The sequence below is a fragment of the Streptomyces sp. Y7 genome, from assembly GCF_043195415.1.
Lineage (GTDB): Bacteria > Actinomycetota > Actinomycetes > Streptomycetales > Streptomycetaceae > Streptomyces.
Genome location: NZ_JBIDDQ010000037.1, coordinates 68,959 through 81,191 on the forward strand (window position 1 = coordinate 68,959; position 12,233 = coordinate 81,191).

General features: G+C 71.5%; 9 protein-coding genes and 1 rRNA gene. 5 read left to right on the forward strand and 5 right to left on the reverse strand.

Going from position 1 to position 12,233, the window contains the following annotated elements:
- Window positions 1-255: 255 nt before the first annotated feature.
- The 4 genes from ACGFW6_RS42125 to mtnA all read right to left on the reverse strand — a co-directional run bounded on the left by ACGFW6_RS42125 (window position 256) and on the right by mtnA (window position 6,169).
- Window positions 256-2,097 carry an LpqB family beta-propeller domain-containing protein gene (locus tag ACGFW6_RS42125; RefSeq protein WP_393522188.1) on the reverse strand — a complete coding sequence of 614 codons (1,842 nt, stop codon included), beginning with the start codon at window positions 2,095-2,097 and terminating at the stop codon, window positions 256-258.
- Window positions 2,087-4,165, reverse strand: coding sequence for an MtrAB system histidine kinase MtrB (gene mtrB / locus ACGFW6_RS42130; RefSeq protein ID WP_393522166.1), 2,079 nt, complete (start codon window positions 4,163-4,165; stop codon window positions 2,087-2,089). The genes ACGFW6_RS42125 and mtrB overlap by 11 nt, the downstream gene beginning before the upstream one ends.
- A gap of 1 nt (window position 4,166) precedes the next feature.
- On the reverse strand, window positions 4,167-4,856 hold the full coding sequence (gene mtrA / locus ACGFW6_RS42135; protein WP_015659998.1) for a two-component system response regulator MtrA: 690 nt from the start codon (window positions 4,854-4,856) through the stop codon (window positions 4,167-4,169).
- A gap of 161 nt (window positions 4,857-5,017) precedes the next feature.
- Window positions 5,018-6,169, reverse strand: a complete 1,152-nt coding sequence (mtnA, locus tag ACGFW6_RS42140) for an S-methyl-5-thioribose-1-phosphate isomerase (RefSeq protein ID WP_393522169.1) — start codon at window positions 6,167-6,169, stop codon at window positions 5,018-5,020.
- 140 nt (window positions 6,170-6,309) lie between these two features.
- Between mtnA and ACGFW6_RS42145 the strand changes: the two genes are divergently transcribed.
- From ACGFW6_RS42145 to ACGFW6_RS42165, 5 genes are all read left to right on the forward strand, one after another.
- Window positions 6,310-7,632: a glycerophosphoryl diester phosphodiesterase membrane domain-containing protein gene (locus tag ACGFW6_RS42145; RefSeq protein WP_393522172.1), complete on the forward strand. Its 1,323-nt coding sequence runs from the start codon at window positions 6,310-6,312 to the stop codon at window positions 7,630-7,632.
- A gap of 100 nt (window positions 7,633-7,732) precedes the next feature.
- On the forward strand, window positions 7,733-8,479 hold the full coding sequence (locus ACGFW6_RS42150) for a DUF4129 domain-containing protein (protein WP_393522190.1): 747 nt from the start codon (window positions 7,733-7,735) through the stop codon (window positions 8,477-8,479).
- Window positions 8,476-9,678 carry a DUF4350 domain-containing protein gene (locus ACGFW6_RS42155; RefSeq protein ID WP_393522174.1) on the forward strand — a complete coding sequence of 401 codons (1,203 nt, stop codon included), beginning with the start codon at window positions 8,476-8,478 and terminating at the stop codon, window positions 9,676-9,678. Before ACGFW6_RS42150 ends, ACGFW6_RS42155 begins: the two co-directional genes overlap by 4 nt.
- Complete coding sequence (locus tag ACGFW6_RS42160; protein WP_393522177.1) at window positions 9,678-10,667, forward strand: AAA family ATPase; 990 nt, start codon at window positions 9,678-9,680, stop codon at window positions 10,665-10,667. Before ACGFW6_RS42155 ends, ACGFW6_RS42160 begins: the two co-directional genes overlap by 1 nt.
- Entirely contained in the window at window positions 10,667-11,977 is a 1,311-nt protein-coding gene (locus tag ACGFW6_RS42165) for a DUF58 domain-containing protein (protein WP_393522179.1), read from the forward strand. Before ACGFW6_RS42160 ends, ACGFW6_RS42165 begins: the two co-directional genes overlap by 1 nt.
- Window positions 11,978-12,076: 99 nt before the next feature.
- Here ACGFW6_RS42165 and rrf read toward each other — a convergent pair.
- Window positions 12,077-12,192: ribosomal RNA gene (rrf, locus tag ACGFW6_RS42170) — 5S ribosomal RNA — on the reverse strand.
- Window positions 12,193-12,233: the final 41 nt, after the last annotated feature.

Here is a 12,233-nt window from a genome sequence, read left to right on the forward strand (position 1 = left end):
CCGCGCCCAGCGACCACCCCTGTGGATAACTCCCTGTGGAAAACTCCGCGGCCTCTTACTCGGGCGCCCATTCCGGCCCCGTACCGGAGCCGTGCCGGATTCCCTGACCGCCGAATGCAAGTGGCCTGGCACCGAATGCCACCCGAATAGGCCGGAGAACTGAAACGGCCGCTTTCGGCCGGAGCGGGACTCCGGCCGAAAGCGGCCGCCATGCTCACCACCGTCACCCTCCGACGGCGGGCTTGGGACGAAACCTCACCCCGGATAGACCGGCGCCGCCCCGTCCGTCACGACCTTCTGCCACTGCGCACCGGACGGCAGCCGTACGATCCCGTCCTCCGAGTAGCCGACCAGCGGCAGCCGTGCGTCCTCGGACGCGGTGATCTCCTTGACGCCGCTGAGCGCCGCGGGCGCCGGGCCCTCCGGGGTGGAGCCGTCGACCTGCACGTACCGCATGGTCTGCACGCCGCCCTTCTCCCGTCCCACCACGACGAGCCGGCTGTCACCGGCCCACGACATGGCCGAGACCTCCTCCAACGCGGGCGTGGCGGACCGCAGTTCGCGCACCGAGACGGCCGACCGGTCGCCCGACCTGCCGTCGTCACCCCGCTCGATCCGCCCGATCAGCAGCGACGACTTCTCGCCCTGCTTCACCACGAGCGCGATCCGGACACCGTCGGCGGCCACCCGTACGGACTCGATGCGTCCCTCCAGACCGGCCGGCATGTTCACGGTCACCGGGTCGCCCACGCCCTCCTTCAGCAGGAGCAGCCGGGAGTTGTCGGGATCGCGGTCGGCGATCCACAGATCGCCCTGGGCGTCCCAGCTGGGCGCCGAGAGCCGTTCGTCCGCCGTGGCGCCGGCGCTGGTCAGCTCGGGGTCGCCGAGCGGTCCGCCCGACACGAGTGCCCCGACGTAGAGGTTCTTGCCGTCGAGTCCGACGCCGGCCGCCATGTCCTCGTCACGCGACACCCCCACCGACTTCAGCTGCGTCTCGCCCTCGCCCAGCGCTCCCGGCACGGGGTCGGGGTTCGTGTCGTTGGTGGCCGCGTCCAGCCGGACCAGCCGGTGCTTGTCGTCGAGGAGGTACAGATAGTCCGCGCGTTCCACGGACCCGCGCGCGGCGACGGCCTCCGCCTCGTCCTCGGCCAGCGCGCACAGCTGTCGGCCACCCGCCCGCAGCACGACCCCGTCCACGGTGGGCGTGAGGTTCTGCAGGGTGAACAGCAGCTGGGCCGCCATCTCGTTGCACTTGGTCGGCCCCACGTGCGCGGCCTTGTCGTTCAACCGCACCGTCAGCCGGTTCTGATCGTCGGTCGTCAGCGTCGTGACGTCCTTCTGCAGCGCCGTACCGGTGGGGAAGCTCGACCGGACCACCGGATTGAGCCAGCTGGTGGGCCCCTTCAGCAGGGAGCGCACGGTCTGCGTCATGGGGTCGACGTTGCGGCGCACGAAGACCGGGTCCGCGACGGCCGCCGTGTGCGGGGAGGTCCCGAGCGTGGTGTTCGTGGCGAAGTAGTACTTGTCGACGGACATGTAGTTGCGCTGGAAGTCCGACTTGCCCATGACGACACCGCTCGGCGGCACGTCGATGCGCCACTGCTTGGTCTTCTTGTCCCGCGTGAGGTGCATCGCCTCGCTGTAGTCGCCGCTGGCGGGCGCGTACGACTGCTGCGCGTCCACCGTGGCGACCTTGGCGCCGGTCAGCCGGTACGAGAGGTTGTCGGTCTCCTCCCGGCCTCCCACCCGATCCACGTCGGCCGCCGGTCCGTCGGCGAGCACCATCGTGGACAGCAGGGGCCGCCAGTTGTCCGACGCTTCCTTCGTCAGGTACTTGCGCGCGATCTCGTAGTTCGGATCGTCGCTGGTCAGGGCCTCCAGGAAGCCCGACACGATCTCCGACGACGAAGCATCCTCGTGCGGCGGCATCGCGAAGACCCGCACCTGGGCCTCCTGCCGCGGCGTGGACTCCACGCCTCGCAGATCACCGCTGTCGGGCATCGAGGCGCACCCCGCCAGCAGTACGGCGCCACAGACGACGTACGCCGCCGCGCGCCCCGGCCTGCGCCGGGCGCCCCCCTCGCGGTCAGCGCCCACGAGATGCCTCCCCATGCTTGCTCGACTCCTCGGTGTGCCCGGCTTCCTCGCGCGGCGGCCCCTGCGTCTCGGGCTCCTCGCCCTGGCGCCGTGCGCCCGATGCCGGCCGGGGCACCACTCGTGCGCCGTTGCCGGGCAGCGCCGTCGGATCGGCCTTGGGGGCCGAGGAGGCACCCAGGCGCGGGGCTATGGGGTCCCTCGACGGCATCGCGGCCGCCTGATCGCCATTGTGCTGAGCCGGCACCGTGGCGGCCTTCTCACCCCCGCCGCGCGGCAGGCCGGCGTCATCGAGTCCGCGGTTGCGCCGCGAGTCCTTGGGCTCCAGGGGTATCGGCGAGCCCCTCAGCGGCTCGTCCGCCGTCCTCGGCAGCGTCAGCCGGAACTGCGAACCGCCACCGGGCTCGCCCCACGCCTGGAGCCAGCCGCCGTGCAGCCGCGCGTCCTCCAGCGCGATGGACAGCCCCAGACCCGTACCGCCCGTCGTACGCGCGCGTGCCGGGTCCGCCCGCCAGAAGCGGCTGAAGACGCGCGTCGCCTCACCGGGTTTGAGCCCGACGCCGTAGTCACGCACCGCGACCGCGACCGCCCCGCCCGCCGACGCGAGCTTGACGACGACATCCCTGCCCTCGCCGTGCTCGACGGCGTTGACCACGAGGTTGCGCAGCACACGCTCGACCCGCCGGGCGTCCGCCTCGGCGACCACGGGCTGCTGGTCACCGACGACGCGTATGTGCGTGCCCTTGCGCTCGGCGAGCGGCTCGGCCCCGCTGACGACGCGCCGGACGACCTCCCGCAGGTCGATCGGCTCGGCCTCCAGTGCCGCGGCGCCCGCGTCGAAGCGGCTGATCTCCAGCAGATCGGCGAGCAGCGACTCGAAACGGTCCAGCTGGTCGGCCAGCAGCTCCGCCGAGCGCGCGGTCACCGGGTCGAAGTCCTCGCGGGCCTCGTGGATGACGTCGGCCGCCATCCGTACGGTCGTCAACGGCGTCCGCAGCTCATGCGACACGTCGGACACGAACCGCCGCTGCATCCGCGACAGGTCCTCCAGCTGCTGGATCTTCAGCTGAAGGTTCTGCGCCATCTTGTTGAAGGCCTCGCCGAGCCGCGCGATGTCGTCCTCGCCGGTGACCTTCATCCGCTCCTGGAGCCGCCCGGCCGACAGCCGCTCGGCGATCCCGGCGGCCATCCGCACCGGCGTGACGACCTGACGCACCACGAGCCAGGCGATGGCCCCGAGCAGTACGACGACGAAGAGACCGGCGGTGGCCAGCGTCCCCTTGACCAGGCTCAGCGACTTCTCCTCCTGCGTGAGCGGGAAGAGGTAGTACAGCTGGTACGGGTCGCCGTTGGGGTCGTTGACCTGCTTGCCGATGACCAGCGCCGGCTGGGACTCCTTGTCGGCGGTGGGGTTGTAGATGATGCGGGTGTAGCTCTGGAACGCCCCCGTACTGCTGTCGATCCGCTCCCGCAGATCCTCGGGCACGCTCCCCGTCGGGTTGACGTCACCGGAAGCTCGCGGACCGCGTCCACCGGTGTCACCGCCCGCGGAGGCCGGCAGGGTCACCACGTCGAAGGCGCCCTGACCACCACTGGAGAGCGAGGAGACCAGGTCGCTCATCCACTGGATGACGTTCTGCTCGGAACGCTCACCGGTCGCCGCGCCGTCGTCCGCGGTACCGGCGGCGGCCTCGTCGGAGCTCTTCTTGGCCGCCGCGAACCCGCCCGCGGCCTGGCTCTGGGAGGCCTTCACCTTGGCGTCCAGCAGGCCGTTGCGCACCTGCCCGATGACGACGAAGCCCAGCAGCAGGACGACGCCGAGCGACATCAGCAGGGTGGTGGCGACGACCTTGAGCTGGATGTTGCGCCGCCACAGCCGCATGACGGGCAGCAGCGGCCGGCGCATCCAGCGCAGCACGAGCCGAAGGACGGGGCTGCCCTGGACTCCGCCCTGCAGCAGCCCGCCCTCGAAAAGCCGGCTCCAGCGGGAGCCCGCCGACTTCCGGCCGACAGGCCGCTCCGGGCGGGACCCGGTCCGACCGGGGGCCCCAGCGGCACTGTCTCCGGTCATGTCAGCTCGGCCCTGCCTTGTAGCCGACGCCACGGACGGTCACCACGATCTCCGGCCGCTCCGGGTCCTTCTCGACCTTGGAGCGCAGCCGCTGCACATGCACGTTGACCAGCCGGGTGTCGGCGGCGTGCCGGTAGCCCCACACCTGCTCGAGGAGCACCTCACGCGTGAAGACCTGCCACGGCTTGCGCGCCAGGGCGACCAGCAGGTCGAACTCCAGGGGCGTCAGCGCGATCGACTGGCCGTCCCGCTTCACGGAGTGCCCGGCCACGTCGATGACCAGGTCACCGATGGCGAGCTGCTCCGGCGCGGGCTCCTCGGACCTCCGCAGGCGCGCCCGGATCCGGGCGACGAGCTCCTTCGGCTTGAACGGCTTCACGATGTAGTCGTCGGCGCCGGACTCCAGGCCCACGACGACATCGACGGTGTCGCTCTTCGCCGTGAGCATCACGATCGGCACTCCGGACTCCGCCCTGATCAGGCGGCACACCTCGATGCCGTCCCGCCCGGGAAGCATCAGGTCCAGCAGCACCAGATCAGGCTTGGTCTCGCGGAATGCGGCCAGCGCCTTGTCGCCGTCGGCTACGAAAGACGGCTCAAAACCTTCACCACGCAGCACAATGCCGAGCATCTCGGCCAGTGCGGTGTCGTCGTCGACGACAAGGACTCGTCCCTTCATAAACGACATCATCCCATTCTCATAACAGTGGCGAAGGCAGTGGTGAGATAGGTCACCGGCCAGTGACCTTAGTCGTAGCCGGTCGCCACTGTCTGCCCTCAGTTCCGTCACAGGGCGTCACCTTTGGGCGGGTCTGTCCCCCTCTGCCCGCCCGACTGGTTCCAGCCTCTACTTCACAACGTCTGCGTCACCTGCCGCGACCTGGCGCACAACTCGGCCAGCGCCTCGGCCGTCACCGGCGACACGACCCCTTCCTCCGTGACGATCGCTGTCACCAGCTCCGGCGGCGTCACATCGAACGCCGGGTTGTACGCCTGCGTCCCCAGCGGCGCCACCGGAATCCCGCCTCCCGGCTCCCCGCCCGCCACCGGCGCCAGAGGCGCGGCGAACTCGGTCACCTCGAACCCGGGCCGCTGCTCGACCTCGATGGACGCCCCGTCCGACGTGCCCTGATCCACCGTCGTCAGCGGCGCCACCACGATGAACGGCACATGGTGATAGCGCGCGAGCACCGCGAGCGGATAACTCCCCACCTTGTTCGCCACCGATCCGTCGGCCGCGATCCGGTCCGCCCCGATGAGCACCGCGTCCACCTCACCGGAGGCGAACAGCGAGCCCGCCGCGTTGTCGGTGAGCAGCGTGTACGCCATCCCGTTGCGCGCCGCCTCGTACGCCGTCAGCCGTGCCCCTTGCAGCAGAGGCCGCGTCTCGTCCACCCACAGCCGCCTGAGCTGCCCGACCCGGTGCGCCGCGAGCGCCACCGCGAACGCCGTGCCCTCCCCGCCCGACACCAGCGCTCCGCTGTTGCAGTGCGTGAGGATGCGGTGCCCGCCACCGGGCAACAGCTCGTCCAGGAGCGCCAGCCCGCGCTCGGCCATCCGTGCGCTGGCCTCGGCGTCCTCCTTGTGCAGCGCCCGCGCCGCACCCAGCGCCGCCGCGGCCGCCTGCTCGACGTCCCCACTGCCGGCGAGCTCGGCCCGATACGCGTCCTGGGCCCGCCGCACTCCGAGGGCGAGGTTCACCGCCGTGGGCCGGGCGCCCGCCAGCGAGTCCGCGGCAGCGTCCACGTCGAAGCCGCGCGCGGCGGCGAGCGCGACGCCGTACGCCCCGGCGATCCCGAGCAGCGGCGCCCCGCGCACCGCGAGCGAACGGATCGCCTCCACCAGCGCGGACGCATCCGTGCAGACGAGCTCGACCTCCTCTGCCGGCAGCCGCGTCTGGTCGAGTAGGACCAGTACGGGGCCTTCTGGTGGTTCGTCCCATCGGATCGCCGGAATCTCGATCGGCCTGCTGTCCTCGCCGGATTGCGCGTGCTGATCAGCCATACGGTCAGTCTGCCCCTTGTACGGCGGACAATTGAAGGTGCGCAGCCCATACCGCGGCCGGTACCCATTCGACCACCCCATGGCACGATGGCTGCCAACCTGCCGCCGCGACCGCGGACGGGCACCGTGAAGGAGCGACGATGAAAGACACTCCGGGCTGGGCCTCGCCCGGATCCGCCCCGTCCGACGGCCAGGAACCCGGCGCCTCCGGTCCTGCCGAGCCCGCAGACCGTCCCGACCCCGCGCAGCAGCCGGGAGCGGACCCACAGGGCCCCGGCCCGAAGTGGTCCAAGGAGCAGCCGCCACCCGGCCAGTGGTCCGCCCCGACCGGGGCACCGGCGCCCGGCCAGACCCCACCGCCGCCACCGCCCGGTCCGGGCTGGGGCGCCCCGCCCGCCGGACCCGGCGGCCCCGCAGGCGGCCACCCCGGATACGGTCCCGGCGGATACGGCGGCTGGGGAGGCGGCTGGGGCGGACCTCCGCCCGCGGCCAAGCCCGGCGTGATCCCGCTGCGCCCGCTCGGCGTCGGCGAGATCCTCGACGGCGCGGTCTCCACCATGCGCACCTACTGGCGCACGGTCCTCGGCATCTCCCTGACCGTCGCGATCGTGACGGAGATCCTGGTCATCCTGCTTCAGGGCTTCGTCCTGAACGACCGCACCAGCACCGCCGCCCTCGACGACCCGAACGCCAGCCTCGACGAGCTGACCCGCGCCATGGGCGACGCCATGCTCAGCTCCAGCGTGATCTTCCTGATCTCGATGATCGGCGCGATCGTGGCGACGGCCCTGCTGACGACGGTCACCAGCCGCGCGGTACTGGGCAAGTCGGTGACCACCCGCGAGGCCTGGCGAGACGCCCGCCCCCAGGTCCCGCGCCTGTTCGGGCTGCTCCTCCTGCTGCTGCTCATGACCTTCGGCGTGGTCTTCGCAGGTGCCCTGCCGGGCATCCTCGTGGCCGCCACCGGCTCCGGCGGCGCCGGCGTGGCGCTCACCATCCTCGGCGTCACCGGCGGCTTCGTCGTCGCGCTGTGGCTGTGGTTCCGCTTCTCCCTCGCCTCCCCGGCGCTGATGCTGGAGAAGCAGGGCATCGTCAAGGCACTGAGCCGCTCCGCCAAGCTGGTCCGTGGCTCCTGGTGGCGAGTCTTCGGCATCCAGCTGCTGGCCACGATCATCGCGAACATCGTCGCGGCGATCGTCGTCATCCCCTTCACGTTCCTCGCCGCCGCCCTCAGCGGCGACGCGGGCGCCAACATCCTGGACGGCACCACCGATCTCGGCTGGACCTTCCTCATCGTCAGCGGCATCGGCTCGGTGATCGGCTCCATGATCACCTTCCCGATCACGGCCGGCGTCACCGTCCTGCTCTACATCGACCAGCGCATCCGCCGTGAGGCCCTCGACCTCGAACTGGCCCGCGCAGCCGGCGTCCAGGACTACGGCACCAACACTCCGGGGAGCTGAACGGGTGGGCTTCACGGGGGGAGTTCTCACAACAGCGTCAGCACTGCCGGACACGGCCGCACGCACCTTGCTCGGCACCGGCGACGCACTCGTCCGCTCGGTGCTCGGCGCCGCCGACACATCCGTAACGACACTGTCGCGCTCCGCCGACGCATCCGTGCTGTCGCTGCTCGCGCGCTCCGACGACGAGCCGCCCCTGACGATCCCGCGCGACCCCGCACGGGAAGCCGCCCGGCGCGAGCTGTCCAAGAGCATGTACCACGAGAACGAACCCAGCTGGTTCCAGCGCGCCCTGGACACCTTCTGGGACTGGGTCGAGGACCTGTTCAGCAGTGCCTCCACCGTGACGCCCGGAGGGCCGCTCGGCCTGGTGGTCGTCATCCTGGTCATCGCGGCGGTGATCGGCGCGCTCTGGTGGCGCCTGGGCACCCCACGCCGCCAACCCACCTCCTCCGCCGCCCTGTTCGACGACCGCGCCCGCAGCGCCGCCGAACACCGCTCCGCCGCCGAGGCCCACGCCGCCCAGGGCCACTGGAACCAGGCCGTCCAGGAACGGATGCGCGCCATCGTCCGCTCCCTGGAGGAACGCGCACTCCTCGACGTCCGACCGGGCCGCACCGCGGACGAGGCCGCCGCCGAAGCGGGCCGCTCCCTGCCCGCCCACACGGACCGGCTGCGCGCCGCGGCCCGTGACTTCGACGACGTGACGTACGGCGGCCGGACCGCGACCCCGCAGGCGTACGAGCGCATCGCGGAACTCGACCGCGACCTGGAGCACACCAAGCCCCAACTCGCGAGCAGTGCCCCCAGCACGGCGCACAACGCCCGCCAGGGAGCCGCCGAATGACCCCCGAGGCCACGCTCCCCTCCACGTCGGCCTCGCCCACCCCGCGCCAGCTGTGGACCCGCGCGCGAGGCATCGCCCTCGCCGTCGTGCTCCTGCTGACGGCCGCCGTGGTGATCGCCACGATCCGCTCGGACGCCCGCCACGGCGCCCTCGACCCGCGCTCCGCCGACCCCAAGGGCAGCCGCGCCGTCGCCGAACTCCTCGCCGACCGCGGCGTGGACACCCGCGTCGTCACCACCCTGGACGAGGCACGCGCCGCGTCCGCCGCCGACACGACCGTCCTGGTCGCCGCTCCCGACCTGCTGACGCAACGTCAACAGTCCTGGTTCCGCTCGGCCGTCACGGAAACCGGCGGTCGCACCGTCCTCGTCGCACCCGGCAGCTCGTCGGTCGAACGCCTCGTCCCCGGGGTCACCGCGGACCCCGCCACGAGCCTCGACTCGGAACTCGCCCCCGACTGCGCCCTGCCCGCAGCCCAACGCGCCGGCACCGCGGACCTCGGCGGCATCCGCTACAGCACGACCCACCTCAACGCCGACGAGTGCTACCCCAGCGAGCGCCTGGCCACCCTGCTGCGCGTCCCGGAGTCCACCGGGGACGGCGACACCGTCGTCCTCGGCGCGCCCGACATCCTCTACAACGAACGCCTCGACGAGCAGGGCAACGCCTCCCTCGCCCTCCAACTCCTCGGCTCCCGCGCCCATTTGGTCTGGTACCTCCCCTCACTCTCCGACACGTCGGCCGCCGACGAGGACGACGAACGCAGCTTCTTCGACCTGCTCCCCTCGGGCTGGGTCTGGGGCACACTCCAGCTCTTCATCGCCGCCGGCCTGGCCGCCCTCTGGCGGGCACGCCGACTGGGCCCCCTGGTGCCCGAAAAACTCCCCGTGGCGATCCGCGCCTCCGAAACCGTCGAAGGCCGCGCCCGCCTCTACCGCAAGGCGAACGCCCGCGACCGCGCGGCCGCCGCTCTTCGCTCCACCACCCGCACGCGCCTCGCCCCCCTTGTCGGCGTCCCCGTCTCCCAGGCGCACGCGCCCGAGGCCCTGCTCCCCGCCCTGTCCGCCCACCTCCACGGCCACGGAGACGGACAGAACCTGCCTACCCTCCTCTTCGGCCCGCCGCCCGGCGACGACGCGGCACTCATCTCCCTCGCCGACCAACTCGACGCCCTCGAAAGAGAGGTACGCCGTCCATGATGGACCCGACCACTGACAACGCCGGGAGCACCGGGGACCCGGGCACCGCCCGCGCATCCCTGGAAGCCCTGCGCGCCGAGATCGCCAAAGCCGTGGTCGGCCAGGACCCCGCCGTGACCGGCCTCGTCGTCGCCCTCCTCTGCCGCGGACACGTACTACTAGAAGGAGTCCCCGGGGTCGCCAAAACGTTGCTCGTCCGCGCCCTCGCATCGGCACTCGAACTCGACACCAAGCGCGTCCAGTTCACCCCCGACCTCATGCCGAGCGATGTGACGGGCTCCCTCGTCTACGACACCCGCTCCGCCGAGTTCTCCTTCCAGCCCGGCCCGGTCTTCACCAACCTCCTCCTCGCGGACGAGATCAACCGCACCCCGCCGAAGACCCAGTCGTCCCTCCTGGAGGCCATGGAGGAACGCCAGGTCACCGTCGACGGCACCCCGCGCCTGCTCCCGGACCCCTTCCTGGTCGCCGCGACCCAGAACCCGGTCGAGTACGAGGGCACCTACCCCCTTCCCGAGGCCCAGCTGGACCGTTTCCTCCTCAAGCTCACGATCCCGCTCCCCTCACGCCAGGACGAGATCGACGTCCTCACCCGTCACGCCGAGGGCTTCAACCCGCGCGACCTCCGCGCCGCCGGCGTACGCCCCGTAGCAGGCCCGGCCGACCTGGAAGCAGCACGCGCGGCAGTGGCCAAGACGACGGTCTCCCCCGAGATCACGGCCTACGTCGTCGACATCTGCCGCGCCACCCGGGAATCGCCGTCCCTGACCCTGGGCGTCTCCCCCCGCGGCGCCACGGCCCTCCTCGCCACCGCCCGCGCCTGGGCCTGGCTCACCGGCCGCGACTACGTCATCCCCGACGACGTGAAGGCCCTGGCCCTGCCCACCCTCCGGCACCGCGTACAACTCCGCCCCGAGGCCGAGATGGAAGGCGTCACCGCCGACTCCGTGATCAACGCGATCCTCGCCCACGTCCCCGTCCCCCGCTGATGGCACTCACCGGACGCGCCGCACTCCTCGCGGCCCTGGGCTCCCTCCCCGTAGGCATCTGGGAGCCCAGCTGGACGGGCATCCTCGCGGTCAACGCCCCCTTGATGGCGGCCTGCGCCTGCGACTTCGCCCTGGCAGCACCAGTACGCCGCCTGCGCCTCGCGCGCTCCGGCGACACGTCCGCGCGCCTGGGCGAAACGGCCGACGTCACCCTCACGATCACCAACCCGTCCAGCCGCCCCCTCCGCGCCCACGTCCGCGACGCCTGGCCTCCCAGCAGCTGGCAGCCGGGCACGGAGGTGGCGGCCTCCCGTCACCGCGTGACGATCCCCTCCGGCGAACGCCGCCGCCTCACCACGCGCCTACGCCCCACCCGCCGAGGCGACCGCCAGGCGGACCGCGTGACCATCCGCTCCTACGGTCCCCTGGGCCTCTTCTCCCGCCAGAGCACCCACAAAGTTCCCTGGACGGTCCGGGTGCTCCCCCCGTTCACGAGCCGCAAGCACCTGCCCTCCAAACTGGCCCGCCTGCGCGAACTCGACGGCCGCACCAGCGTCCTCACCCGAGGCGAAGGCACAGAATTCGACAGCCTGCGCGAGTACGTCCCCGGCGACGACACCCGCTCCATCGACTGGCGCGCGACAGCCCGCCAGTCCACCGTCGCGGTACGCACCTGGCGCCCCGAACGTGACCGCCACATCCTCCTCGTCCTGGACACCGGCCGAACGTCAGCCGGACGAGTCGGCGACGCTCCGCGCCTCGACGCCTCCATGGACGCGGCGCTCCTCCTGGCCGCCCTCGCCTCGCGAGCCGGCGACCGCGTGGACCTCCTGGCCTACGACCGCCGCGTACGCGCCCTGGTCCAAGGCCGCACAGCAGGCGATGTCCTGCCCTCCCTGGTCAACGCGATGGCCACACTCGAACCCGAGTTGATCGAAACGGACGCTCGAGGCCTTACGGCGACGGCTCTCCGTACGGCACCCCGCCACTCCCTGATCGTGCTGCTCACCACCCTGGACGCGGCCCCCATCGAGGAGGGCCTGCTCCCCGTCCTCTCTCAGCTCACCCAGCGCCACACAGTTCTGCTCGCGTCTGTCGCCGACCCTCACATCGCCCGCATGGCGACAGCCCGCGGGAACACGGACGCCGTCTACGAAGCCGCAGCCGCCGCCCAAGCCCAGAACGAACGCAACCGCACGGCAGACCAACTCCGCCGACACGGCGTCACGGTCGTCGACGCGACACCGGAAGACTTGCCGCCGGCCCTCGCAGACGCCTACCTGGCGCTCAAGACAGCGGGACGCTTGTAATTGCAGTGGAATTCCGGGCCCTTCTTCGGAAGGGCCCGTGCGCAGTCCACAAAACGCAGAAAGGCCCACGCCATACGGCGTGGGCCTTTCCTAAAATTTGTTCGGCGGCGTCCTACTCTCCCACAGGGTCCCCCTGCAGTACCATCGGCGCTGTAAGGCTTAGCTTCCGGGTTCGGAATGTAACCGGGCGTTTCCCTCACGCTATAACCACCGAAACACTATGAAACTGTCGAACATGCCGCACCACGCCGTGACC